The following is a 25,129-nucleotide window of genomic DNA, read 5'->3' as shown; positions in this document are numbered from 1 at the left end:
GGCACGGGCTGGGGGCCGAGCCACGGCCAAGGGAAGGGCCGACTGCGGCTGCAGCCGGCCCTTCCCGATTCATTCAGCGGAGCAGGTTGCTCCCCCGGTAGGTGAAGTCGTCGACAGACAACTGCGGGGAGGCGGCCCTCCGGCTGCCGTCTTCGAAGAACCCGGACTTGGAGAGGGCGAGGGTCATGACGGCGTGTGCCGCCGCATCGCCCAGTTCGTTCAGGGCCTTGGTGCTGAGGTTGTTCGCGGTGTCGCAGGCCTGGTGGTAGCAGGCGTCATACGGAGCGCCAGCGGTTCCGCCGTACACGGCGGCTTCCTCGGCCGTCTTGAGTTCTTCGGCTCCACTGAAGAGCCCGCCGGCGGGGATGCCTGCGGCGATGAAGGGCCCGTAATCGGAGCGACCATCGAACGCGGTCGGCGCGGTGGCAAGACCCTTCCCAGCGAAGTAGTCGTTGAACACCGCCTCGATCTGCGCGGACCCGGGAGGGCCCGCGAGGCCGTCTGGATCGGCCGAGCCGTCTCCGTCGTAGACGAACCGCACGTAATTGGGCGATCCGAGCATGTCGAAGTTGAGGTTCGCGTAAATGGTCGACAGCTGGTCGTCACTGAGGCTGTCGACATAGTGGGTCGATCCGAGCAGGCCGGACTCCTCGGCACCCCAGAACGCGAAGCGCACCATCTGCTGCGGCTTGACTTTCAGCTTCGCCCCCTGGATGGCGGTTTCGAGCAGCACGCCGGTGCCACTGCCGTTGTCATTGATGCCGGGCCCGGCCAGGACGGAGTCCAGGTGAGCGCCCACCACAACGACCTTGGCGGGGTTACCCACCGGGGAGTCCGCGATGATGTTCGAGGTCGTGCGGGTTTCGGCAACCACGTCGGTGGCGACGGCGACGCTGACCGGTCCGGCCTGCGTGGCGGTGTAGAGGGCGACCCCGTCCTCGTAGCTGAGGCCGACCACCGGAATGGACACCTGGCCTCCCAGGGTGACCCCGGCGAGCAGCTCGGTTCGGCCGGGGTCGCCCTCATTGAAGATGACTGCCGCGTCGTACCCGGCCGCGACCGCGGCGGCGACCTTGTCCGCGAAGACACAGGTACCGCGTTGGATCAGTGCCACCTGCGGTTCGGTTGCCGACGCGGGCACGTAGTCAGTGACCGCGCATCCGGACGCTGAACTGGGTTCAGGAGTGGCGGGGATCACGATGTTCGTGGTGGGAACGAGGGTGCCGGTGACAGCGCCGCCTCCCGAGTACTCCAACGTCGCAGTCTCGTAGTCGGTCGGTGTCGGTGACACCTGGCTCAGCGTCGCAGGTGTGACCTCCTGGAAGAACGGGAACTCGAATTTCTGCTCGGTGACTGTGAACCCCGCCCTGGTCATCCGCTCCTTGACGTATGCGGCCGACGCGGCGAAGCCCGGTGTGCCGGACGCCCGTGTGCCTCCGTACTTGTTTGCGATTCGTTGCAGCACACGTTCGTGCTGCAGGATGCCGCTACGGTCACCGCATTGCGCAGTTTCGTCGTGTTGACGTTGTCGACGGCTGTGGCCGCCGATACCGGAACTATGGTGGCCGCAATGACCAGCCCCGTTAGCAGTACCGCTCTACCTCGCACGATTCTTCCTCCGATCGGGCCCCCGAACGGGGCACATAACTGTGCTGAGGGTGCCTCAGGTTTCGGGGCGCGGGATAGCGCCGTTACCGGATCGTTATCTAGAACTAGGCTGGCGGAGTGCCCACCGCACCTTGAAAAGGAGCTCTATTCATGAATGTCCACACAGTGTCACTCGCCGATGCCCGCCGTGTCATCGGGGCCGGAGAGGTGAAAGCGGTGGAACTCGGCCAGCCGAGCAACATCGCGGTCGTCGATGCCGGAGGCAACCTCGTCGCCCACGTTCGCATGGACGGCGCCTGGATCGGCAGCATCGACATCTCGATCAACAAGGCCTTCACCTCGCGCGCGTTCGACATCAGCACCCAGGACCTGGGCGACAACGCCGCGCCCGGTCAGCAATTCTTCGGCATCCACGCGTCAAACAATGGCCGGGTCATGATTTTCGCCGGCGGCATACCGTTGCGTGACGGCGACACGGTCGTGGGAGCGGTCGGGGTCAGCGGGGGGTCAGGGGCGCAGGACCAGGAGATCGCCGAAGCGGCGGCAGCCGCGCTCTAATCGTCGCCACCCGCCGGCGAGTTGCCCGCTTCTGCGGCCCGCACGTGTCTGCGGCAGCGGAAGTGGGCAACTCGGGGGAGGGTAGAGCTGTGCAGCGGATGCCGCGGCGGTCGCGTCCCGACGTGCCCGGCCACCGGGAGGGGGGCGCCCGCGGCCGGCCCGGCGCGCGAAAACGCGCCGGGCGCGCGGGATTTCGGGTGCCCGACGGCCTTTCGGGTGCCGGGCGAGGTCGACGGGACCGCCGCGACGGCCCGGCTAGTTGGCGCCGACCGTCACCACGGGCTGGCCCGCACTGGTGTCAGTCGGGGGCATCTCGGCGGCGATGCGGTTGGCTTCCTCGATCAGGGTCGCGACGATCTCCGACTCCGGCACGGTCTTGATGACCTCGCCCTTGACGAAGATCTGTCCCTTCCCGTTCCCGGATGCCACGCCGAGGTCAGCCTCGCGGGCCTCGCCCGGTCCGTTGACGACGCACCCCATGACGGCCACTCTGAGCGGGACCGTCATGCCCTCCAGGCCATCCGTCACATCGTTGGCGAGCTTGTAGACGTCGACCTGGGCGCGGCCACAACTCGGGCAGGAGACGATCTCAAGCTTTCGCTCGCGGAGGTTCAGCGACTGCAGGATCTGCAGCCCCACCTTGATCTCCTCGACCGGCGGCGCGGACAGGGAGACCCGGATGGTGTCGCCGATGCCCTCCGAGAGCAGGATGCCGAATGCCGTGGCGCTCTTGATCGTGCCCTGGAAGGATGGTCCGGCCTCGGTCACCCCGAGGTGCAGGGGCCAGTCGCCGCGTTCGGCGAGCAGCCGGTACGCCTTGACCATGATGATCGGGTCGTTGTGCTTGACCGAGATCTTGAAGTCGTGGAAGTCGTGCTCCTCGAACAGGCTGGCTTCCCAGACGGCGCTCTCCACGAGCGCCTCCGGTGTGGCCTTCCCATACTTCTGCAGGATCGACGGCTCAAGCGAACCGGCGTTGACCCCGATGCGGATCGACACGTCGGCGGCCTTGGCCGCGGCCGCGATCTTGCCGACCTGGTCGTCGAACTTACGGATGTTGCCCGGGTTCACCCGCACACCCGCGCAGCCGGCGTCGATGGCGGCGTACACGTAGTTCGGCTGGAAGTGGATGTCGGCGATAACCGGGATCTGGCTCTTCTTCGCGATGATCGGCAACGCCTCGGCGTCGTCGCGGCTCGGTACCGCGACACGCACGATGTCGCAGCCGGACGCGGTGAGCTCGGCAATCTGCTGCAGGGTCGCGTTGATGTTCGGGGTCGGCGTCGTCGTCATCGACTGGACGCTGATCTGCGCGCCCCCGCCGACCAGGACCTTGCCGACTTTGATCTGACGGGTCTTCCGTCGGGGAGCGAGTACTTCAGGTACTTTGGGCATCCCCAGGTTGATTGCAGGCACGTCGTTAGCTTACGCGCCACCCGCGAGCGGATGCTGGGCGCCGGCCGCACGAGCACCGAGCACAGAGCAACCAGCACCGAGCACCGAGCACCGAGCGCACCCGGCCTCGGGCCTGGAACGACCGGCGCACCACGATTCCCGCGACCAGGGCGTCGAGCCCCGCGGTGATCTCGTCGGGCGGCGTGGCGGCGCCCCGGGTCACCCGGGCGAGGCAGGTCGCGATCACCGCCGCCGAGGCCGCCGCCTCCACGGCGATGTCTGCGCATCCCCGGTGGCCTCCTGCACCAGGTCAGCCGCATCACCAGGCGAGCCGCATCACCGGGCACGCCGACACCCGTCGGCTCAGTCAGCGCCCGGCCGCGACCTGCTCGTCCGCCTTCTTCTGCAGCAGGTCCGCCGTGCCCCGCGCGTCCGCCGCGTCAACGTCATGCAACGAGATCCCGCGCGTCTCCTTGAGCGTGAGCACCACGGCTGCGGTGATCAGGCAGGCGATCATCAGGTAGACCGCCACGGGAACCGCGGACCCGAACGAGCCGAGCAGGCTGGCCGCAATGATCGGCGCCAGCGAGCCGGCAACGATCGACGTGACCTGGTAGCCGAGCGAGACGCCCGAGTAGCGCATCCGCGTCGGGAACATCTCCGACATGATCGCCGGCTGCCCGGCGTACATGAGGGCGTGGAAGAGCAGCCCGATCATGATCGCGGCCAGGATCACCAGGTCGTCGCCGGTGTGCATCATCGGGAAGGCGAAGAAGCCCCAGGTTGCCCCCAGCAGGGCGCCGGCGAGATAGACCGGGCGACGGCCCAGCCGGTCGGAGAGCCGGCCGACGAGCGGGATCACGATGAAATGCAGCACATGGGCCAGCAGGAGCAGGCCGAGGATGCGCGACGTGTCGATCTCGACGACGATCTTGAGATAGGTGATCGAGAAGGTGACGACGAGGTAGTAGAGGATGTTCTCCGCGAACCGCAGGCCCATGGCCGTGAACACCCCGCGCGGGTAACGGCGGAAGACCTCGATCACGCCGTACCCCTTGTTGCCCTCTGCGACCTCTTTCTGGGCCTCGAGGAAGATCGGGGCGTCGTTGACCTTGGTGCGGATGTAGTAGCCGATCACCACGATGACGGCGGAGAGCCAGAACGCGATCCGCCAGCCCCAGCCGAGGAAGTCCCCGGATGACAGGGTGGCGGACAGGATGAACAGCACGGCGGTGGCGATCAGGTTGCCGGCCGGCACAGCCGCCTGCGGCCAGCTCGACCAGAACCCGCGGGATGACGACGGCGAGTGCTCGGCGACCAGCAGGACGGCACCGCCCCACTCCCCGCCGACCGCGAAGCCCTGCGCGAAGCGCAGGAAGACCAGCAGGGCAGGAGCCCAGTAGCCGATCTGGTCGAACCCGGGCAGGCAGCCCATGAGGAAGGTGGCAGCACCGACCAGGATGATGCTCAGCTGGAGCAGCTTCTTCCGGCCCAGCTTGTCGCCGAAGTGACCGAAGACGATTCCGCCGATCGGGCGGGCCACGAAACCGACGGCGTAGGTGACGAACGCGGCGATGATTCCGTCCAGGCTGCTGCCCGCATTCGGGAAGAACAGCTGCCCGAAGACCAGCGTGGCCGCCGAGGCGTACAGGAAGAATTCGTACCATTCCACCACCGTTCCGGCCATCGAGGCGGCGACGACTTTCTTCAGGCCGGATGACCTCACGTCACCGGATTCCGCGTGGTTCGAACGCGTTTCCGTACTCATATGACACTCCTTCGTATCGGTGTGGGGTGGTGCGGATGGTTCCGTATGGGCGGGGCGTCAGCGCCGCGCCAGCTGCTCGGTGAGCGCCGCGAGGAACCGGTCGGGGTGCTCGAGGTGCGGCGAGTGGCCGCAGTCGGCAAGTTCGAGTTCCGTCACCGTTCCGCCGGCCGCCCGGTAGGCATCGAAGACCGCTCGGGTCTGGCTGATCATCGGCTGCGGTGGGGCGACCTCCGCGCCCGGCCATCCCGGGATCGCGCCGAGCTGGCCGAGGTAGTTGATGTCGAACAGGGAGGCGTCGCCGACGATGGCGTCGTCCGCGCCGTGGATCCACAGGATCGGCGGCTTCTCGGCCAGGTCGACGATGCCGGTGGTGTTGAAGTATTGCGGCGCCATCGTGTTCAGCACGCCGCGCGTCCCGGGCGCGAAGCCCGGCCAGTTCGCCGAGGCGACGGCCACGCCGGGATAGTTCCCGTCGCCGACGACGGTCGTCAGCATCGACTCCACCCAGACGTCGTCGTGGGCTGAGGTGAATGGCGGCTTGACATAGGTGGTCTGGTACACGGTGCGGGGCGATGTCGGCGCGTCGCCGGTCCGGTCGCCGGCCGACAGCCGGGCGACGAAGTCGGGGTTGACGCCGCCGGCGCCGGTTCCAGCGTCGTCGCCGGTGAGCCGGCGTCCGTCCACCCCGACGGTGCCGCCGAAACCGAAGGGCGACACCGGCGCCTGGAGGGTGACGGTGCGCGCCAGTCCCGGCCGGTCCAGCATCAGCTGCATCGCCACTCCCCCGCCCATCGACCAGGCGACCAGGTGCGCCCGGTCGATGCCGAGTTCAGCCAGAACGGATGCGACGTCGTCTGCGTAGTCGCCGAGCCCCCTGGTTGCGTCCACCGGCAGTGCCTCGCTGGCGCCGAAGCCGCGCAGGTCGACCGCCAGCGCGCGCACGTCGGCGGGCAGGGCCAGCATCAGCGGCTGCCAGAACAACGATGACGACACGTTCCCATGGATGAACACCACCACGGCTGAGTCGGCGGCGTCCCCGGTCCGTTCCAGCACACCGGCGGCAAGCCGCGGGGTCTGGACGGTGCGCTGGACGATGCCGTCGAAGATCGTCTGGGTCATGATGCATCCTCTGTGCGCCGGGTGAGCAGGTGGTCTGGGATGGTGAGCGGGGCATCCGTTGCGTCGACGACGGCCTCCACGCTGACCCAGGGGGCCAGTTCGACCAGGACGAGGCCGTCGGCCGTGACGTCGACCACGGCCAGGTCGGTGATGATCCGGTCGACGACGCCCCGGCCGGTGAGCGGCAGGGTGCACTCGCGGAGGATCTTCGGGGTTCCGTCCCTGGCGACGTGCTCCATCAGCACGATGACGCGTTCGGCACCGTGCACGAGGTCCATGGCGCCGCCGGGGCCCTTGACCATCTTCCCGGGGATCATCCAGTTGGCCAGGTCGCCGGTGGCGGAGACCTGCATGGCACCGAGGATCGCGGCGTCGATCTTGCCGCCGCGGATCATCCCGAAGCTCAGCGCGGAATCGAAGAACGCGGAGCCGGGCAGCAGCGTGACCGTCTCCTTGCCCGCGTTGATCAGGTCGGGGTCGACCGCGTCCTCGGTGGGATAGGGTCCGACGCCGAGGATGCCGTTCTCGCTCTGCAGCACCACCGTGACGCCGTCCGGCACGTAGTTCGGCACCAGGGTGGGCAGCCCGATGCCGAGGTTCACGTAGGAACCGTCGCGCAGTTCCTGCGCCGCCCTGGCGGCCATGTCGTTCCGGGTCAGCGCCATGACTACTCCCCCTTCCCCTCTGGCTCGACGGATGCCGCCTCGCGCACGGTGCGTTTCTCGATGCGTTTCTCGATGTCTTCTCCCACCACGACCACCCGGTCGACGTAGACGCCGGGCAGGTGCACCTGGTCGGGGTCGAGCTCGCTGGGTTCGACCAGGCGTTCGACCTGGGCGATGCAGACCCGGCCGGCCATCGCCGCCAGCGGGGAGAAGTTTCGTGCCGACTTGTTGAACACCAGGTTGCCGTGCCGGTCGCCGACCATGGCGTGCACGATCCCGAAGTCGGTGTTGATCGCCTCCTCGAGCACGAAGTCGCGCCGCTCGCCGCGCACCTCGAAGCTCTGCACCGGCTTCGGCCGGGATGCCAGTGCGATGCTGCCGTCCGGCGCGTAGCGCTGCGGCAGCCCGCCCTCTGCGACCTGGGTGCCGACCCCGGTCTGGGTGTAGAACGCGGCGATCCCGCTCCCGCCGGCCCTGAGCTTCTCGGCGAGGGTGCCCTGCGGCGTGAGTTCGAGTTCCAGCTCGCCGCTCAGGTAGCGGCGGGCGAATTCCTTGTTCTCGCCCACGTACGACGAGGTCATCTTGCGGATCAGGCCGGCGCCGAGCAGGAGGCCGAGCCCCCAGTCGTCCACACCGCAGTTGTTGCTGACGATGGACAGGTCGCCCACCCGGCGCTCGAGCAGCGCCCGGATCAGGGCCATCGGATTGCCGCACAGTCCGAATCCTCCGACGGCGATCGATGCGCCCTGTGGCACGTCGGCGACGGCCTCGGCAGCGGATGCGACAACTTTGTCGAGCGTCATGGGCCTACCTTTCCTGCGGGTGCGTTGGCCCCGACACCGGCAACGGATGCCGCGCGCAGCTGCGCGCGGACAACGGATGCGACGGCGCCCACGCCCTGGTCTGACATCACGATCGTGTAGTGGTTGACGTCGCCCACCTCGTGGGTGGTGAGCGTGGGCATCCGTTCGGCCCAGCCGGCGACCTCGGCCGCGGCGTACAAACCGGTGGGCCCGTTCTGCAGCCCCCGCGGCGCGCGCAGGAAGTCGATCGGCAGGGTGAGCCCGGTGAGGGCCTCGGTGTAACCACCGGAGCCGTTCAGCTGCATCACGTTCTCCGCCATCGCCTCCACCCGGGTCGAGGGGCGCAGCACCGGCTCATCACCGTCGAGGTCGTAGTCGACGTACGCTTCCAGTTCCGGCGTCCACGCACCCGCGAAGGCCGGGTGCATCCGCCAGAACTCGCGGTAGGCGGCGCGGCTGGGGAACGTCTGGCTGAGCCGCTCGGCGGCCGGGCCGAGGATGAGCGCCGGGTCGACGTCGTCGCGCCGGGGAATCGGCAGGCCGCCGTCGACGAGCACCAGCGAGCTGACCCGGTCCGGGTGGCGGTGGGCGAGCCACACCGCGACGAAGGCCCCCATCGAGTGGCCGACCGTCACGACGCGGTCGACACCGAGACGATCCAGCAGCGCGGCCAGGTCGTCAGCCTGCCGGGGCAATCCGTACGGACCGGGGAGGCTGTTGCTGCGCCCGCGACCGCGGAGGTCGGGTGCGACCACGGACGCGCCGTCGACCTGGGCGGCCAGGTACGGCCAGCTCAGGTGTGATGCGGTGATGCCGTGGATGGCGAGCACCGTCGGCGTCAGGGTGGTGCTCGCGTTCCAGATTCCGCCGTGGATCGTGCCGCCCTCGACATCGGCGTCGAACGGCAGGTAGCTGGGCTGGTGAATGCTCATCGGGCTGTCCAGCCGCCGTCCATGGTGTGGCTGGTCCCGGTGACCATGCCGGCGTCGGGGCCGGCCAGCCACAGCGCCAGGCTCGCGACCTCGTCGGGCTCCACCAGCCGTTTCACCACGCTTTCGGTGAGCATGACCTGGCTCACGACGTCTTCTTCGGCGATCCCGTGCAGTTTCGCCTGGGCGGGAAGCTGGGCCTCCACCAGCGGGGTGCGCACGTAGGTGGGGTTGATGCAATTGCTGGTGACCCCGTGCGGCCCGCCCTCGAGGGCGGTGACCTTGGACAGGCCCTCGAGGCCGTGCTTGGCCGAGACGTAGGCCACCTTGTACGGGGAGGCACGCAGTCCGTGCACGCTGGAGAGGTTGATGATCCTGCCGAAGCCACGCCGGTACATGGCCGGCAACGCCGCCCGGATCAGCAGGAACGGCGCCTCGAGCATCACCCGGAGCATCAACGCGAAGCGGTCGGGGTCGAACTCCTCGATCGGGCTGACGTGCTGCAGGCCGGCGTTGTTGAGCAGGATGTCGCAGTCCAGGCTGAGCGACGCCAGCGCCTTCGTGTCGGAGAGGTCGACCGGCCAGGCGGCGCCGCCGAGTTCGTCGGCGAGCGCCTGCGCCCCGTCGCCGTTGAGATCGGCGATGGTCACCCTGGCTCCGGCAGCGGCGAACCGGCGGGCGCAGGCTGCGCCAATGCCGCTGGCTCCCCCGGTGATGACGGCGGTGCGTCCGGTGAGCTCACTCATGACGGCTGTCCTTTCCCTGGTTCGTGCCATTCCCTGGTGCGGGGGCGCGGAGCGCTCCCTCGATGAAGCGCATCATCTCGTCGAAGACATGCTCCGGGACCTCGCTGGTGCCGCTGGCCAGCGGATCGGAGTCCGCACCGGCATCCGTCGCTGAGTCGCCCCACAGCACCCAGCGCATGCCGATCATCTCGCCGATCCCCATCAGTGCCCAGGCGGCCACGGTCGGGTCGATGTCGCTGATCTCGCCGGCCTCGCCCGCCGCGGTGAGGCCGGCGATATAGCCCTCGACGATGCGGGTGTAGTGCAGCCGGAGCGCCCCGGGCGAGACGAACTCGGCCTCCCGCACCACCCGGTACAGCGCCGGGTGTTCCGCGGTGAATTTGAAGAAGGCGCGGAACCCGGCGCGCTCGGATTCGATCCGGTCGGTGGTCGACGCGGAGGCCGCGCTCATCGCCTGCCGTACCCGGCGGTTCAGGTCTTCGACCAGTTCGTTGAAAATGTCGAGCTTGGTGTCGAAGTACAGGTAGAAGGTGCCCTGGCCGACTCCCGCGGCATCCGTGATGCGGGAGATGGAGGCGTCGGCGTACCCGTTCCGGGCGAAGACCACCTCGGCGGCTTCGAGGAGTCTGCGCCGGGTTTCGACCCCGCGGGCGGTGCGCGGCATGGCGGCTGTCATCGGTTGGTTCCTCGGTTCGGGGCGGTGTGGTGCTGTGTGGTGGTGAGTGCGTCGGTGTTGACGGGGTCGAGCGGATGCGCGGAGCCGTCCGGTGTCGGCCAGCCGGCGCGGAGTTCGCCGCGCAGGACCTTGCCTCCGCGCGAGCGCGGCAGCTCGGGCACGAAACGGATGTGCCGGGGAACCTTGAAACCGGCCAGCTGGGAGCGGCAGTGGGCGAGGATGTCTTCCTCGTCGGTGGCCCGTCCGGCCTGCACCACGACGAAGGCGACTCCCACCTCGCCCCAGCGGTCATCCGGCACGCCGGTCACGGCGGCGTCGGCGACGGCGGGATGGGCGAACAGGACTCCTTCGACCTCGGCCGGCGCCACGCTCTCGCCGCCGGAGATGTAGATGTCGGTGAGCCGGTCGATCACGGCGAAGTATCCGTGCTCATCACGTCGCACCAGGTCACCGGTGTGCAGCCAACCGTCCCGGAGCGCCAGCGCGGTGTCGTCCGGCGCCCGGAAGTAGCCGGGGAACACGCCGGGGCCGCGCACCAGGAGTTCGCCGGTGGCGGCGCCCGGCCGGTGCTCACCGGTCACCGGGTCTGCGACGGCGACCTCGACGTGCGGGTACGGCTTCCCCGCATGCCCGACCATGCTGCGGGCGTCTTCGTCAGGGAGGCAGAGCACATTGGGTGACGCCTCGGTGAGGCCGTAGCCCTGGGTGAGCGCGACCCCGCGCGCGTGCCAGGTGCGCAGCAGCGGCTCAGGCATGGGGGCACCGCCGACAATGGCGTGCTTCAGGCTGGAGAGGTCGGCGGCGGCGAACGCCGGATGCTGCGCGAGGAACAGGTAGTTCGCCGGCACGCCCATCGTGGTGGTGATGCTGCGGTTGTTGATCAGGGCCAGGGCCCGGCCCGGGTCGAAGGTGCGCTCGAGGACCACCGTCGCGCCGGTCCACCAGGCCAGCAGCGGCTGGATGTTCCAGCCGCCGACGTGGTACTGCGGCATGAAAGCGAGCACCACGTCTTTGCTGGTGATCTCGGCGATCCGGGACAGCGACAGGTTGGTCCAGAAGCAGTTGGAGTGGGTGAGCTGGACCCCCTTCGGGTGCCCCTGGGTTCCGGAGGTGAAGACGATCAGCAGCACGTCGTCGTCACGAACCGCGCGCTGCAGCACCGGTTCACCGGAGGGCCGGCGGGGCTCCGGCACCGCCGATTCGACCCCGCGGGTGCCGAGCAGGGTGGACGGGAGCCGCGCACCGTGGGTGCCGAGCAGGGTGGACGGGAGCCGCGCACCGTGGGTGCCGGCCAGCCGCGCGATCGCGGCGCGGGTGAGGGTGAGGAACTCGTCTTCCACCAGCAGCACCGCCGGGTCGGCGAGGTCGATTTGCTCGGCCAGTTCTCGCGGAGACAGCCGCCACGACAGCGGAACCAGCACCAGTCCGGCCTGGGCGCAGGCGAAGAACAGCACCACCTGGTCGGAACTGTTGCCGGTGATGGTCGCGACGCGGTCGCCGACACTGTAGCCGGCGGCACGGAACCCTGCGGCCAGCGCACTCGCCCTGGCGTCGAGGTCGGAATAGGTCAGTACCACTCCACGGTCGTCGACGGCGACCCGGTCGGGCGTCGCCGTCGCCCGGTCCCGGGTCCAGCGGCCGAGGGTGTGCAGGCCGTCGTTCAGTCCGGTCACCGTGCCGCCTCCTTCGGTTCAGCCCGCGGCGCCCGCGTCTTCGTGCGACCGGTGCGCGCAACGCCGGCGATGCCGCCGGGCAGGAACATCACCACCAGTATGAACAGTGTGCCGAGGATGAACAGTGGTTGGGAGAGTGGAATGCGCAGCACGTCCGGCAGCCCGGCGATCAGGTCGGAGCCCGCCAGTGCCGTCAACCGCTGGTCCAGGAACGTGTACACGATCGCACCGAGCACCGCCCCCCAGCGGTAGCCGACCCCACCGAGCACCACGATCACGAGCAGCGTGAGGGTGAAGTCACCGGTCGCGACCCGGGGTGAGACGCCGCTCTGCACGAGCAGGTAGGTCATCCCGGCCAGCGCCGCGAGGCATCCGGCGATCACGAAGATCAGCAGCTTCACGCCGTATGGGCGGATGCCGATGACCCGCACCCGCAGTTCGTTCTCCCGGGCCGCGGCCACGACGTGCCCCGCGCGGGACTTCTCCACCCACAGCACAACCAGGTAGACCACGACCAGCACGGCCAGCGCCAGCCAGTACAGGTTCTTGGTGTTGAGCACGCCGACGAAGATGTCGGGAACCTGTGAAACGTCGAGGGTGAGGCCCTCGTCTCCCCCGGTCAGCTTGCCGGGGTTGCGGCGCACCAGCACCGATCCGGCCTGCGCGAACGCGAGGGTGACCATGGCGAAGGAGATGCCGGTGACGCGGAGGCTCAGCGAACCGACGAACACCGCCAGCACTCCCACCAGCACCAGCGTGAACAGGATCGCCACCACGAAACTCTCCCCCGCCGGTAGCCAGTCCGCGGTCCGCAACAGGATGCCCAGCCCGTACGCGCCGGCGGCGAAGAACAGTGCGTGCCCGAAGGAGAGCATGCCGGCCAGGCCGAACAGGAGGTGGTAGCTGAGTGCCAGCGCCGCGATCACCATGGCGAAGGCGAGCAACTGCAGGGTGCCTGGCGTGTACGACGGACCGGGGAAGATCCCGGGGATGTCGATGTTCAGAAGCGGCAGCATGGCCGCCAGCACCACGAACGCGGCGCCGATGATCACCGGGACGAACCGGCCACGAGCCGGTCGGGTCGATGCGGAACGTGACGTGGTCATGCTGTGCTCCCCAGGAGTCCGCGCGGCCGGATCAGGAGCACCGCGGCGAGCGCGAGCACGACCGCGAGGTCGCCGGTGCCGTCGAAGTAGAAGTTGGCGACCTGCTGCAGCACGGCGACGAGCACTGAGGCGATCGCCGCCCCGCTCAGCGACCCCAGGCCTCCGATCACGGTGACGATGAAGGCGAAGATCAGCAGCGATCCGCCGATGTGCGCCGAAACGTAGCCGTAATAGACCGAGGCGAGCACCCCGCCCAGCCCGGCGGCGGCGCCGCCGATCGCGAAGACCAGGGTGAATGCCTTCCGTACGTCGATGCCGAGCGCGGTGACCATGGCGCGGTTCTCCACACCCGCCCGGATGACGAGGCCGAACCGGGTGTACTTGAGGAACAGGACGATCGCCAGCAGCACCAGGCCGGCGCAGATGATGAGCAGGAACCGGTTGTTCGGGATGCGGGCGCCGAGCAGTTCAGTGGTCTGCCTGAGCCATTCCGGACGGGCCACATAGGTGGGGTCTGTGCCCCAGATGCCCTCGAACAGGGCGACGGTGGCCAGGGCGAGCCCGACGGTGACCAGCACCTGTTCGATGTGCCGGTTGTAGAGCCTGCGGATGAGGAAGAACTCGGTCGCCGCCGCGATCAGGGCACCGACCAGGGTGCCGGTGATCATCGCCGCGACGAGGGCCAGCCAGGAGCCGTCGCCGACACGTCGGGCGACTTCCCAGCCGAGGAACGCGCCGAGGGTGAGGAAAGAGCCGTGGGCGAAGTTCAGCACACCCATCAACCCGTAGATGAGCGAGAGGCCGCTGGCGACCAGAAAGTACAGGGCGCCGAGGCCGAGGCCGGTGGCCAGGAGCAACACGAGCGTGCTCATGCCGGCACCTCCGGTCCGGTGCTGGCATGCACGCCGAGGTAGCGCTGGATTCGTTCCTCGTCGTCGAGGAGTTCGGAGGCGGTGCCGGTGAAGACGACGCGGCCCCCGGAGAGCACCACGACCCGGTCGGCGAGGGCGCGGATCACCTGCAGGTTCTGCTCCACCAGCAGGATCGGCACGGTCTTCGCGGCGACGGCGAGTGCGTCGGCGACCTCGCCGACGATCCGGGGGGCGAGCCCCTTGGTGGGCTCGTCGACCACGAGCAGCCGGTTGGTGTTCAACAGCGCCCTGGCCAGGGACACCATCTGCTGCTGGCCACCGGACAGCGTGCCTGCCCGTTGCGCCTGGCGTTGCACCAGGTCGGGGAAGAGGTCGTCGACCAGCCGGCGGTTCGGTGCCCCGCCGCGTTCGGCGAGCCGCAGGTTCTCGGCCACGGTGAGGCCGGCGAACACGTCGCGGTCCTCCGGGACGTAACCGATACCGAGCTGCACGATCTTGTGGGTGGGCATCCGCTCGATGCGGGTTCCGCCGAGGTCCACCTCGCCGCTGCGATCAATGAGGCCGAGGATCGAACGGATGGTGCTGGTCTTGCCGACGCCGTTCCGGCCGAGTAGCGCGGTGACGCCGACGGCGGGAACGTCGAAGGAGACGTCTTCGACGACCTGCTGGCCCGTGATGCGGCCACACAGGTTGCGAACGGTGAGGATGTTCTCGCTCATACGGGGTTCCCCAGGTAGGCGGACTGGACGGTGGCGTTTGCCATGACTTCTTCCGGGGTGTCGCAGGCCAGCAGTTCGCCGTGGTGGAGCACGGCGACGCGGTCGACCAGTCCGAGCACGACCTCCATGTGGTGTTCCACCATGAGCACCGTGCGGCCGCCGCGGTGCAGCTGGCGGATCACCTCCATCAGCCCGGGAACGTCGCCGGAACCGACCCCGGCCATCGGCTCGTCGAGGAGGATGACCCGGGGCTGCATCGCCAACAGCATCGCGATTTCGAGTTTGCGTTTGTCGCCGTGTGAGAGTCCGCCGGCGAGGCTCTCGGCATGATCGGCCAGGCCGACCTCGGCCAGCCGGTCCCTGGCCACGCGCGACGCGGCATCCGTCGGCGTCGGGAAGCGGAACGGGGACGTCGCCCCGCCGGCCTTCGCCTGCGCGGCCAGCCGCACGTTCTCTGCGGCGGTGAGGCCCCCGAACAGGCTCGAGGTCTGGAAGCTGCGGCCGAGGCCGACCCGTGCCCTGGCGTGGACCGGCTGCCGGGTGATGTCGACGCCGGCGAGGCGTACAACGCCTTCCGTCGCCCGGGTCACGCCGGAGATGACGTTGAACAGGGTGGTCTTCCCCGCCCCGTTCGGTCCGATCACGCCGAGCATTTCGCCCTCCGCGACCGACAACGACACATCCCGGAGAATGCGGGCGCCGCCGATCTGGAGTCCGACCTGCTCGATACTGAGCACGGGTTGGCCTGTCATCGGATGCTGCTACTTCTTCGCGACGGGCGGCGCGACTGTGTCGGCGTCGACGGCCTTGACCAGGTCGGCCTTCCAGGTGCCGTCAGCGCCCTGGCTGAGCTTGGCCTGGAACATCGGCTGGATCATGGCGTGGTCCTCGGCGCGCACGGTGATCTCACCCTTGACCGAGTCGAATGTCCAGCCCTCGAGGGAGGCGATCATGTCGTCGACGTTGTCGCCGCCGCCTTCACCGATCGCACGCACCAGCATCTGGGCGGCCACGAAGCCGTCCGGCGAGAACAGGTCGGCCTTGGCGTCGTGCTTCTCGAGGTAGCCGACCATCGCCTTGCTGGCCTTGTTGTCAGTGGCGGCCTGGAAGTAGTGCGAAAGGAAGCTGATCTTGTCGCTGGCCGGGCCGTAGGCCCCATACGTGGAGAGGTCCCCGAGTCCGGTGACCACCGGCGTGGAGTCGAAGACGCCCTGCTGCTGCAGCGCCTCCCACATCGCGCCGGAGGTGGCGCCGGCCCACGCGACGAAGATCAGGTCGGGCTTGGCGTCGATCAGTTGCTGGGCGAACGGGGTGAACTCGGTGGCGTCCTCGGCCACGAGCACGCCGTCGACGGTGGCGCCCTTGCCTCCGAGCACGGCCTTGACGCCGGCCAGGTTGCCCTGCCCGAATGCGGTGTCCTGCGCGAACACGACGATCTTCTTGCCGCTCGGGTCGCCGATGAACGTACCGGCGGTGGCGACGTCCTGGTAGGTCTGGCGCCCGGAGCGGAAGGTGTACTGGTTGACGCCGGTGACGGCATCCGCTGCGGCCGGGCCGGAAATATAGAGCACCTTGTTCTGGGCCGCCTGCTCGGCGAGCGAGGTGGCGATGCCGGAGACCACGGTGCCGGCGAGGATCTGGTATCCCTGGCCGATGAGGTCCTTGGCCTTGGCCACGGCGGTGTCGGGGTTGCCCTGGTCGTCTGCCCAGGTGAGGTTGATCTCACGGCCGTCGACGGTGCCGGTGCCGTCGGTGGCGTAGTCCAGGCCGGCCTTGAATCCGTTGGTGTACGCGGCCCCGTACGCGGCAAGCGGCCCGGTGGCCGAGGTGATCATTCCGACGTTCACCGCGGCCTTGGCCGGCGAGTCGGAGCCGGAAGCGGCGGGGCCGGCGGAGGTGGGCGCGCACCCTGACAGGGCGATGGCGGCGGCGGCGATGAGCGCCGGCGCAAGGAACTTCTTTGTTACTCGCATTGAGAGTGCCTCTCGTGCTGGTCGGTTGTGGGAGTTCACGATTGTGGGAGTCCACTGGGTAGGGCGATGAGGTGCAGATGGAAACCTGACGCATGGTTCAGGTGTCAGAAACCTATGATAGAAGTGAGGCTGCTGTCAAGCAGCAGACCCACCGGTAGGTTCGTATGGTTCAGAACCCCGCAGACGAAGGAGTCACCATGAGCACACCAGACGTCGTCATCCTCGCCGGATCGCGCACCCCGCAGGGCCGGGTGAACGGCCAGCTGTCCTCCCTCACTGCCGTGCAGCTGGGCAGTGCCGCGATCGAAGGCGCACTCGCGCGGGCCGGTGTGGCCCCGGAGCAGGTGGACGCCGTGCTGATGGGACAGGTGCTTCAGGCCGGGTGCGGCCAGAACCCGGCCCGGCAGAGCGCGATCGCCGCCGGCATCCCGTGGAGCGTGCCCGCGATGACGCTGAACAAGGTCTGCCTCTCCGGGCTGGCCGCCGTTGTCGACGCGGCAAGGCTCATCCGCCTGGGTGAAGCCAGCGTCGTGGTCGCGGGGGGCCAGGAGTCGATGTCGCGCGCCCCGCACCTGCTGCCTGGTTCCCGGCAGGGCTGGGCATACGGCAGCGTCACCGCGCTCGACCACGCCGCCCACGACGGGCTGACGGATGCCTTCGACGGGTTGTCGATGGGGCTCTCGACCGAGAAGATCAACGGGACCCTCGGCATCCAGCGGCCTGAGCAGGATGAGATCGCGGCCGCGTCGCACCAGCGCGCCGCGGCCGCGCAGACCGGTGGGGTGTTCGACGACGAGATCACGCCGGTGCGCGTTCCGCAGCGGAAGGGCGAGCCGCTGCTGATCAGCACCGATGAGGGGGTGCGCGGTTCGAGCACCACGGAGACGCTGGGCGCGCTGCGCCCCGCATTCTCGAAGGACGGAACCATCACGGCCGGAAACTCGTCACCGCTCTCCGACGGCGCGAGCGCCGTCGTGGTGACCAGCCGAGAGTGGGCCGAGGAGCACGGGCTCAGCTGGCTGGCCGTGATCGAAGCGTCCGGGCACGTGGCCGGCCCGGACAACTCGCTGCACTCGCAGCCGTCGCACGCGATCAGCGCGGCCCTGGCGCGGCAGGGATGGCAGGCATCCGACCTCGACCTGGTCGAGATCAACGAGGCGTTCGCCGCGGTCACGCTGCAGTCGTCGAAGGACTTGGGCGTGCCCGCAGAGAAGGTCAACATCCACGGCGGGGCGATCGCGATCGGGCACCCGATCGGCGCCTCCGGTGCGCGGCTGGCGCTGCACGCAGCCCTCGAGCTGTCACGGCGGGGCAGCGGCAAGGCCGCGGTGTCGCTGTGCGGCGGCGGCGGTCAGGGTGAGGCGTTGCTTTTGTCGCGGTGAGCGGTGCCGCGTACTGCGCCCGCCGCCACCCGGCGCACGGTGATATGCGGTAGTTGCGCCGCTATGCGCGTGGCGCGCCTGCCGCATAACGGCGTTACTGCCGCACACCCGCGCCGCAGCGCCCGTGTGGCTACCTCACGGGCGGCCCGGCCGGACGGTTGGCGCGGAGCACCTCGAGCCGTGCCCGGTACTCGACCTCGTCGATGTCGCCCTGCGCGAAACGCTCGGCCAGTGTCGACTCGGCGCTGAGGGCGTCCGACTGGCCGTGACCATACGGGTACGGGCCCTGGCCGTTCCAGCCGCGGCGCCAGCGGCGGCCGAAGATCGCGAAGATGATCACGAAGAAGGCGATCCAGAACAGCGGGATGAGCAGGAAGAGCCAGCCCGGCCCGCCTCCCCAGCCCCAACCCGGGTGGGCGGCGAGCTCGGTGAGAACTGCAGTCGTCAGCATGATGTGTCCATTCGTCGGGGGTTCTGAGTGAACCGGTAACCCCAGCGTCGTCGAACGGATGCGCCGGCGAATCTGCCCGGCGGAGTCACCTGGGCTACACCCGCGGGAGCAGGCGACCGCGTGCGCCTACTGCCGTGGCGTGACCAGGCCGGCTTCGTAGGCGAGGATCACCAGCTGTACCCGGTCGCGGGCGGCGAGCTTGGACATGATTCGCGACACGTGCGTCTTCGCCGTCAGCGGGCTGAGGAAAAGGTGCGCGCCGATCTCCGCGTTGGTGAGCCCCCGGCCGACGAGCGCCAGCACTTCGCGTTCGCGCTCGGTGAGCGTGGTGAGTGCGCTGTCGTCGCGGGGTTCGGCCAGGCCAGACGCCATCCGCTCGAGCAGCCGCCGGGTGACGCTCGGCGACAGCAGCCCCTCCCCCGCCGCCACCACGCGCACCGCACGGATCAGCTCGGTCGGTTCGGTGTCCTTCACCAGGAACCCGCTCGCACCGGCCCGGATCGCACGGGCGACGTACTCGTCGAGTTCGAACGTGGTCACGACGACGATGTGGGTCCCGGCGAGTTCTGGGGTGCGCACGATCTGCTCCGTCGCCCACAGTCCGTCGCCGTCGGGCATCCGGATGTCCATCAGCACGACGTCGGGGCGCAGCCGGGTGACCGCGGCCACCGCGTCCCGCCCGGTGCCGACGTCGGCGACCACCTCGAGGTCCGGCTCCGACTCGAGCAGCGACCTGAAGCCGGCGCGGATCAGCTGCTGGTCGTCCGCGATGACGACCCGGATCATCCGTTGCCCCTGTCGCCCTGCGAGGCCCGCACGACGGGCACCGGAATCCGCGCCTCGACCCGGAAACCGCCGTTCACGGCCCGGACGGTCCGCAGGGTGCCGCCGAGAAGCTCGGCGCGCTCGCGCATCCCGAGCAGGCCGCCGCCCGGTTCGATCGAGCGGTCGTGGGCCTGCGCGGTGCCGTCATCGGTGACCGTGAGCAGGTAGGAACCGCGGTCCACGCCGAGGTAGACGGATGCCCCTCTCGCTTCCGCGTGCCGTAGCACGTTGGTCAGCGCCTCCTGGCAGATCCGGTAGAGGGCGAGTTGGGTCGCCGCGGTCGCGGCGTTCGGCGCCTCGAGGGCGTTGACGTATGTGACGTCAAGGCCCTGCGCCTGGAAGGACTCGATCAGCGCCGGCAGGCCCGCGAGGTCGGGTTCGGGGGTCAGCGGGGCGCTGCCTCCCTCTGCGGGGTCCGAGCGCAGGATGCCGAGCACGGTGCGCACCTCGTCGAGCGCGTTCTTGCTTGCGCTCTTGATGTTCGCGAGGGCCTCTGCCGCCTTCTCCGGCTGGCTGTCGATCAGGTGCAGGCCGACTCCGGCCTGCACATTGATCTGGGACAGCGAATGCGCGAGCACGTCGTGCAGTTCGCGGGCGATCCGCACGCGCTCGCGCTGTTCCGCGGTCGTTCGGCGCGCGTCGGTGGTGCGCCGGACTTCCACTATGCGGTCGCGGCGGCGGCGGATCGCCTCGCCCATGCCCATGAAGACGACCAGCACGAGCGTGGTGCCGGCCACCCGGAACGGATTGAAGGTGATGCCCCAGAGCCCGGCGAGCACGATGGTGACCACCCAGGCCACGGCGACGGCCGCGTACACCCAGATCCGCGCACCGCGCACGATCCCGAGCACGATGGCGAAAGCGAGCGCCGCGAACGGTGTGACCACGGTCGGGTCGATCAGGATCGGCGCGGCGGCCGCGAGGGCGCAGAGGCCAGCCACCGGCCCCGGAAATCGGCGGGCGGCGATGAGCGCCAGCGGACCGACGACGGCCAGGGCGAGCACCAGCAGGCCGGCGCCGGCGAAACCGAGTCCGACCGCGCCGGCTCCGTGCCCGGCATCGTCGAAGAGCCCGCCGTCGAACGACCCGTTGTCGATCGGAACGAACGGGTTGTCGCCGAACCGTCCACCCTCCCATCGGCTTCGCCAGAGCTGGAAGGCAGTGGGCGGAACCTGGACGAGGAACGAGATGACCACCGGCAGCCAGAGGCGCGCCCGCTGCGGCATCTGCTCACCGGGCCAGCCCCGTCCGCGCTCCGGCCACCCGGAGGCGTACTCGGCGTGGTCCGTGGACGATGGCATAGTCCGATGCTACTTCCGCGCGCGTCGCGGCGAGTCCGACCCCGGGCGCCCTCGCTGGTGGCTGACTACTCCCGCGGGAGTACCGCGGTGATCGAGCCCGCCGAGATCACGAGGTCTCGAGAGGCTCGATCACCGAGTCGGCCTCAGCCGAACAGGTTGATCGGCTTGACGATGTCGGCGTAGATCAGCAGCAGGCTCATGCCGCCGAGCAGGATCACGACGGCGAAGGTCAGCGGCATCAGCTTGGCGGTGTCCACCGGTCCCGGGTCGCGGCGCTTGAACAGCTTGGCGAAGAAGCGGCGGATGCCTTCCCACAGGGCTCCGGCGACGTGTCCGCCGTCCAGCGGCATCAGGGGCACCAGGTTGAAGACGAACAGCGCGATGTTCAGGGAAGCCAGGAGCCCGAGCAGGCTCGCGACCTTGCTCGCCACCGGGATCGTGTCGATGCTGGCGATCTCGCCGGCGACCCGGCCGACGCCGACGACACTGATCGGACCGTTCGGGTCGCGTTCTCCCGGTCCGAATGCCGCGTTGGCCACGTCGACCAGTCGCTGCGGAAGATTCAGGATCATGTGCCCCACCGCGCCGATGTTCTCGCCGACGGCGGGCAGCACCGCGGTGGCGGGCTGCTGCACCAGCTCGCCGGCGGGGCCGATTCCGACGAAACCGACCTCCGCGGTGACCGGCTTGCCTGCGGCGTTCTTCGTGACCGCGCCGGAGGCATCCGTCACGTAACGCTCGGTGAGTTTCGGGGTGATGACGAGTGTCTTCCGGGCGCCGTCGCGCTCGACGACGACGTTCAGGGGGGTGCCGGGCGCGTTGCGGATCAGGGCGGTGGACTGCGCCCAGCTGCCGATGGCGGTGCCGTCGATGCTGACCAGCCTGTCCCCGGGCTTCAGGCCGGCAGCGGCGCCGGGGGCTTGCTCATCGCCGGGCGCGCAGGCCTGGCGGGTGCTGGTGGCCGGGAGCACGCAGGAGGAGACGCTGCCGACGGTGGTCGACGCCTGGGCAGTGCCGAAGCCCATCAACAGGATCGCGAACAGCACGATGGCGATCAGCAGGTTCATGGTCGGGCCGCCGAGCATGATGACGATCCGCTTCCACACCGGGAGCCGGTAGAACGCGCGGTGGTCCTCGCCCTCGCCGATGGTCTCTCTGCTGGCCTGCCGGGCATCCTCGACCATGGTCGAGAGGGCGCTGGGCTTGCGGTCCGGCTCGCCTTCCTGCACCAGGGTCTGGAAGAACCCGGTGCTGGCAGTGCGGGCAGCGCCGCCGCTCTTGGCGGGCGGGAACATGCCGATCATCGAGATGTAGCCGCCGAGCGGGATGGCCTTCACGCCGTACTCGGTCTCGCCCTTGCGCCTGGACCAGAGGGTGGGGCCGAAGCCGATCATGTACTGGGTGACCTTGACCCCGAACAGCTTGGCGGGCACCAGGTGCCCGATTTCGTGCAGCCCGATCGACAGGGCGAGGCCGACGACCACGACGGCGACACCCACGATGAACAGCAGCACGGTTTCCACAGTCGACAGATTAGTCGTCGGAAGCTGCAAAGCGGCTGGCCGTTGCCTATGCCCGGCCGCACCATGGTTTGCTTGACCGTGGTTTGCTTGACTGAGTGAGCAGTGTGAAGGAGGTCCCCCTGTCTGAGACGCACACCATCGGCCCGATCGGCGCCCTCCTCGGCGACCGCTTCCGCATCGACCGGTTGATCGGCAACGGGGGGATGGCATCCGTTTACGAGGCGACGGATGTCGCGCTCGGGCGCACCGTCGCCGTCAAGCTGTTCCGGCTGGACAGTGCGGACACCGCGGAGCCCGAGCGACAGAGCGGCGAAGTGTCGGTGCTTGCGAGCCTCAACCACTTCGCGCTGGTGACCCTGTTCGATGCCGGTACCGCCGTCGTCGACGGTGTGCAGCGCACCTTCATCGTGATGGAGTTCGTTGACGGCACCGACCTGCGGGCCCGCATCTCGACCGGGCCACTCCCCCGCGCGGAAGTCGCCGAGATCGGCGCGGACCTGGCCGAGGCCCTGCACTATGTGCATTCCCGCGGCATCATCCACCGCGACATCAAACCGGCGAACGTGCTGCTGGCCCCGTCGGAGTTCCCCGGCCGGATGTCGCACGCCAAGCTCGCCGACTTCGGCATCGCCCGGCTCCTGGACAGCACCCGCCTCACCGCGACCGGCGCCCTGATCGGCACCGCGACGTATCTCAGCCCGGAGCAGGCGCTCGGCGCCGCCATCGGCCCCCCGAGCGACGTGTACTCGCTCGGCCTGGTGCTGCTGGAATGCCTCACCGGCGAGCGCGCCTTCCCCGGTACCGCGGTGGAGTCGGCGATGGCGCGGCTGCAGCGGCAGCCCATGGTCCCGGCTCCCCTTGGTCCGCTGTGGCGCGACCTGCTCGAGGCGATGACGGCCCGCGAACCCGCTGAGCGGATGCTGCCGGAAATCGCCGCGGCCGCCCTGCGCGGCATCTTCGAGGTCGAGGCTGGCCTGCGTTCAGCGGATGCCGCCGTGCCGTTTTCCGCGCGCGGGGCGGGCACCGCGTCGGGCACCGCGGGGACCGAAGCGACGGTGACCGAAGCGACGGTGGCGATGGCCGGGACGGCCGCGACAGAGTTGCTTGCGGCGGGGACGGACCACCGGGCGGACGTGACCCCGGCAAGCGTCGCGACCGAGGCGATGCCCGGGCCGGCCGACCACACGGCGCCGACCAAGCAATACGCCCCCAGCGAGCCGACTGCGGCCACAGAGCGCTTCGCCGAGCCCGGTGCTCCCGGCCCGGCCGGCACGGCCGGGCCGGCCGGCACGGCGAGCGAAACCACTCCGGCCACCGCGACCACCCCGGCTGCCCGGCGGCCAGCGCCGGTGGATCCGGGAACGCCGCCCGCGGCATCCGCTCAGGCGTCTCCCCGCCGCACCGTCATCTCGGTCGTGGTTGCGCTGGCCGTGATCGTGGCCATCATCGCGATCGTCTTCGCCGTGCGCCCGCCCGAGCCGGCGAGCGCACCGCCGACGTACCCCGCCGTCGAGGGCACCCTCGGCGACCACCTGCGTCAGCTTCAGGAAAGTGTGACGCCATGAGCCGCACCAGCGTGAGATCGCGGGCCGCCCTCGTCGCAGCGGGCCTCGTGGTCATCGTCGCCTCGCTGACCGGGTGCTCGAACGCCCCGGCCGACCTGGACAATGCGACCGCGTCGCGGCTGCAAACCGGCGTGTTCGACGTATCGACCCAGGCCGCCGGAGGCGATTTCGCGGCCGCCCAATCGGCCTTGGGCGACGTGCAGGGCGACCTGCTGGCCGCGGCCGCGGCGGGAACTGTCAGCGGCGCCCGCGCAGCCAGGATCCAGTCAGCGATCAACCTGGTCGGCGCCGACCTGTCCGCCGCCATCGAGGCAAGCAAGCCCACGCCCGCGCCGGCGCCGGCGGTCACCGTCGAAGCGCCGCCCCCCGCTGATGCCGGCAACGCAGGTGATACCGGCAACAACGGGAATGGCAAGGGAAACGGAAAGGACAAGAGCGATAAGTGTAAAAAGAAGGATGATTGCTAACGGAGGCAACTCATGGCCCATCACCTTGTTGTCGGCGCCGGACTGATCGGTCGACCGGTCGCTGAACGACTCGCGGCGCGAGGCGACACGGTGACCGTCGCCACCCGCTCGGGCACCGCCGTGGCCGGCGCCACTTCACTTGTGCTCGACGCCGCCGATCCCGCCGCATTCAGCCGCGCGGCCGCCGCCGCCACCACGATCTTCCTGTGCACCAATCCGCCGTATCCCGAGTGGGCGGCGCAGTGGCCGCCGATCTTCAGCGCCGCGATCGCCGCCGCCTCCTCCTCCGGCGCCGGCATCATATCGATGGGCAACCTGTACCCGTACGGTTCACCCGCCGGAGCGATGACGGAGCACACCGCGGAGACGACGACGGAGAAGAAGGGCCTGATCCGCAAAGCCTGCTGGGACGCGATGCGGGCAGCGCATGATCGGGGCGAGATCCGTGCCGTCGAGGTGCGTGCCAGCGACTACTTCGGCCCGGGCAGCGCCGGGACGGCCCACCTCGGCGAGTCGTTCTTCCGGGCCGTCCTCGCCTCCAAAACCGCCCACGTGGTGGGAAGACCCGAGCTGATGCACAGCTGGAGCTACCTGCCCGACATTGCGACCACCCTCATCGCGGCCGCCGACTTCACCGGCGACTGGGGACGGGTGTGGCACGTGCCGAGCAGCGCGCACAGCCGCGACGCGATCGCCGACGAGCTGAACGCCCACTTCCACAGCACCGGAAAGGTCTCCGGCTACCCGCAGTGGCTTCTGCGCGGCCTCGGCACGGTGAACCCGATGATGCGCGAGGTGTGGGCGTCGAGCTACCAATTCACCGTGCCGTTCCTGATCGATTCGGCCGAGACCGAACGTGAACTCGGAGTAACCGCATCACTGTGGGACGAGGCCCTGTTTGCGACGGCAGACAGCTACCGGCCCGATCCGCGTCGCGACTGACGCGCACCGCGCATCCGTCGCCCGAAATCGAGCTGAGGGGTCACGAATCGACCTTCCCATCGC

General features: G+C 69.3%; 24 protein-coding genes. 5 read left to right on the top strand and 19 right to left on the bottom strand.

The features are described 5' to 3' along the window. Nucleotides 1-73 precede the first annotated feature (73 nt). Complete coding sequence (locus AB4Y94_RS00970; RefSeq protein ID WP_441723860.1) at nt 74-1,465, bottom strand: M28 family peptidase; 1,392 nt, start codon at nt 1,463-1,465, stop codon at nt 74-76. Nucleotides 1,466-1,758: 293 nt separating this feature from the next. On the opposite strand from AB4Y94_RS00970, the gene AB4Y94_RS00965 reads away from it, so the two are divergent. After that, nucleotides 1,759-2,166 carry a GlcG/HbpS family heme-binding protein gene (locus AB4Y94_RS00965; RefSeq protein WP_441723859.1) on the top strand — a complete coding sequence of 136 codons (408 nt, stop codon included), beginning with the start codon at nt 1,759-1,761 and terminating at the stop codon, nt 2,164-2,166. A gap of 255 nt (nt 2,167-2,421) precedes the next feature. Here AB4Y94_RS00965 and ispG read toward each other — a convergent pair whose 3' ends face one another. The 14 genes from ispG to AB4Y94_RS00895 form a co-directional block, all read right to left on the bottom strand. Next, nucleotides 2,422-3,582 carry a flavodoxin-dependent (E)-4-hydroxy-3-methylbut-2-enyl-diphosphate synthase gene (gene ispG / locus AB4Y94_RS00960; RefSeq protein ID WP_441723857.1) on the bottom strand — a complete coding sequence of 387 codons (1,161 nt, stop codon included), beginning with the start codon at nt 3,580-3,582 and terminating at the stop codon, nt 2,422-2,424. Nucleotides 3,583-3,928: 346 nt separating this feature from the next. Continuing rightward, nucleotides 3,929-5,329, bottom strand: coding sequence for an MFS transporter (locus AB4Y94_RS00955; RefSeq protein ID WP_441723855.1), 1,401 nt, complete (start codon nt 5,327-5,329; stop codon nt 3,929-3,931). 57 nt (nt 5,330-5,386) lie between these two features. Beyond that, a complete protein-coding gene (locus tag AB4Y94_RS00950; protein ID WP_441723853.1) occupies nt 5,387-6,448 on the bottom strand; it encodes an alpha/beta fold hydrolase in 1,062 nt (353 codons plus the stop codon). Continuing rightward, nucleotides 6,445-7,113 carry a CoA transferase subunit B gene (locus tag AB4Y94_RS00945; protein WP_441723851.1) on the bottom strand — a complete coding sequence of 223 codons (669 nt, stop codon included), beginning with the start codon at nt 7,111-7,113 and terminating at the stop codon, nt 6,445-6,447. The genes AB4Y94_RS00950 and AB4Y94_RS00945 overlap by 4 nt, the downstream gene beginning before the upstream one ends. 2 nt (nt 7,114-7,115) lie before the next feature. Continuing rightward, a complete protein-coding gene (locus tag AB4Y94_RS00940) occupies nt 7,116-7,916 on the bottom strand; it encodes a CoA transferase subunit A (RefSeq protein WP_441723849.1) in 801 nt (266 codons plus the stop codon). After that, nucleotides 7,913-8,848, bottom strand: a complete 936-nt coding sequence (locus AB4Y94_RS00935) for an alpha/beta fold hydrolase (protein WP_441723847.1) — start codon at nt 8,846-8,848, stop codon at nt 7,913-7,915. The genes AB4Y94_RS00940 and AB4Y94_RS00935 overlap by 4 nt, the downstream gene beginning before the upstream one ends. Beyond that, nucleotides 8,845-9,591, bottom strand: a complete 747-nt coding sequence (locus AB4Y94_RS00930; RefSeq protein WP_441723845.1) for a 3-hydroxybutyrate dehydrogenase — start codon at nt 9,589-9,591, stop codon at nt 8,845-8,847. Before AB4Y94_RS00930 ends, AB4Y94_RS00935 begins: the two co-directional genes overlap by 4 nt. After that, nucleotides 9,584-10,267 carry a TetR/AcrR family transcriptional regulator gene (locus tag AB4Y94_RS00925; protein WP_441723844.1) on the bottom strand — a complete coding sequence of 228 codons (684 nt, stop codon included), beginning with the start codon at nt 10,265-10,267 and terminating at the stop codon, nt 9,584-9,586. Before AB4Y94_RS00925 ends, AB4Y94_RS00930 begins: the two co-directional genes overlap by 8 nt. Further along, nucleotides 10,264-11,940 carry a class I adenylate-forming enzyme family protein gene (locus AB4Y94_RS00920; RefSeq protein WP_441723842.1) on the bottom strand — a complete coding sequence of 559 codons (1,677 nt, stop codon included), beginning with the start codon at nt 11,938-11,940 and terminating at the stop codon, nt 10,264-10,266. The genes AB4Y94_RS00925 and AB4Y94_RS00920 overlap by 4 nt, the downstream gene beginning before the upstream one ends. Next, entirely contained in the window at nt 11,937-13,046 is a 1,110-nt protein-coding gene (locus tag AB4Y94_RS00915; protein WP_441723841.1) for a branched-chain amino acid ABC transporter permease, read from the bottom strand. Before AB4Y94_RS00915 ends, AB4Y94_RS00920 begins: the two co-directional genes overlap by 4 nt. Further along, nucleotides 13,043-13,918: a branched-chain amino acid ABC transporter permease gene (locus AB4Y94_RS00910; RefSeq protein ID WP_441723840.1), complete on the bottom strand. Its 876-nt coding sequence runs from the start codon at nt 13,916-13,918 to the stop codon at nt 13,043-13,045. The genes AB4Y94_RS00915 and AB4Y94_RS00910 overlap by 4 nt, the downstream gene beginning before the upstream one ends. Then, nucleotides 13,915-14,637 carry an ABC transporter ATP-binding protein gene (locus AB4Y94_RS00905; protein WP_441723839.1) on the bottom strand — a complete coding sequence of 241 codons (723 nt, stop codon included), beginning with the start codon at nt 14,635-14,637 and terminating at the stop codon, nt 13,915-13,917. Before AB4Y94_RS00905 ends, AB4Y94_RS00910 begins: the two co-directional genes overlap by 4 nt. Then, entirely contained in the window at nt 14,634-15,389 is a 756-nt protein-coding gene (locus AB4Y94_RS00900) for an ABC transporter ATP-binding protein (RefSeq protein WP_441723837.1), read from the bottom strand. Before AB4Y94_RS00900 ends, AB4Y94_RS00905 begins: the two co-directional genes overlap by 4 nt. 9 nt (nt 15,390-15,398) lie before the next feature. Then, nucleotides 15,399-16,610 (bottom strand): substrate-binding domain-containing protein, encoded by a 1,212-nt coding sequence (locus tag AB4Y94_RS00895; RefSeq protein ID WP_441723835.1) that lies wholly within the window; start codon nt 16,608-16,610, stop codon nt 15,399-15,401. 197 nt (nt 16,611-16,807) lie between these two features. Here AB4Y94_RS00895 and AB4Y94_RS00890 point away from each other — a divergent pair, with 197 nt between their 5' ends. Then, nucleotides 16,808-17,992: an acetyl-CoA C-acetyltransferase gene (locus AB4Y94_RS00890; protein WP_441723833.1), complete on the top strand. Its 1,185-nt coding sequence runs from the start codon at nt 16,808-16,810 to the stop codon at nt 17,990-17,992. 130 nt (nt 17,993-18,122) lie between these two features. Here the strand turns inward: AB4Y94_RS00890 and AB4Y94_RS00885 are convergent, their stop codons facing one another. The 4 genes from AB4Y94_RS00885 to AB4Y94_RS00870 all read right to left on the bottom strand — a co-directional run bounded on the left by AB4Y94_RS00885 (nt 18,123) and on the right by AB4Y94_RS00870 (nt 22,092). Then, entirely contained in the window at nt 18,123-18,443 is a 321-nt protein-coding gene (locus AB4Y94_RS00885) for an SHOCT domain-containing protein (protein ID WP_441723831.1), read from the bottom strand. A gap of 126 nt (nt 18,444-18,569) precedes the next feature. Next, complete coding sequence (locus AB4Y94_RS00880; RefSeq protein ID WP_441723829.1) at nt 18,570-19,229, bottom strand: response regulator; 660 nt, start codon at nt 19,227-19,229, stop codon at nt 18,570-18,572. Beyond that, nucleotides 19,226-20,569: a sensor histidine kinase gene (locus AB4Y94_RS00875; protein WP_441723827.1), complete on the bottom strand. Its 1,344-nt coding sequence runs from the start codon at nt 20,567-20,569 to the stop codon at nt 19,226-19,228. Before AB4Y94_RS00875 ends, AB4Y94_RS00880 begins: the two co-directional genes overlap by 4 nt. Before the next feature lie 143 nt (nt 20,570-20,712). After that, the gene (locus AB4Y94_RS00870) at nt 20,713-22,092 is read right to left on the bottom strand and encodes a M50 family metallopeptidase (RefSeq protein ID WP_441723825.1); all 1,380 of its coding nucleotides are present in this window, start codon (nt 22,090-22,092) and stop codon (nt 20,713-20,715) included. Nucleotides 22,093-22,187: 95 nt separating this feature from the next. Here AB4Y94_RS00870 and AB4Y94_RS00865 point away from each other — a divergent pair, with 95 nt between their 5' ends. The 3 genes from AB4Y94_RS00865 to AB4Y94_RS00855 are packed head-to-tail and all read left to right on the top strand — an operon-like array spanning nt 22,188 to nt 25,066. Further along, the gene (locus tag AB4Y94_RS00865) at nt 22,188-23,657 is read left to right on the top strand and encodes a protein kinase domain-containing protein (RefSeq protein WP_441723823.1); all 1,470 of its coding nucleotides are present in this window, start codon (nt 22,188-22,190) and stop codon (nt 23,655-23,657) included. Further along, nucleotides 23,654-24,124: a mucin-associated surface protein gene (locus tag AB4Y94_RS00860; protein ID WP_441723821.1), complete on the top strand. Its 471-nt coding sequence runs from the start codon at nt 23,654-23,656 to the stop codon at nt 24,122-24,124. The genes AB4Y94_RS00865 and AB4Y94_RS00860 overlap by 4 nt, the downstream gene beginning before the upstream one ends. A 12-nt stretch (nt 24,125-24,136) precedes the next feature. Beyond that, entirely contained in the window at nt 24,137-25,066 is a 930-nt protein-coding gene (locus AB4Y94_RS00855) for an NAD-dependent epimerase/dehydratase family protein (protein WP_441723819.1), read from the top strand. The last annotated feature ends 63 nt before the right edge of the window (nt 25,067-25,129 follow it).

The sequence above is a fragment of the Glaciibacter sp. 2TAF33 genome (assembly GCF_052114945.1).
Taxonomy (GTDB): domain Bacteria; phylum Actinomycetota; class Actinomycetes; order Actinomycetales; family Microbacteriaceae; genus Cryobacterium.
This window is presented reverse-complemented; position numbering and strand designations above follow the sequence as displayed.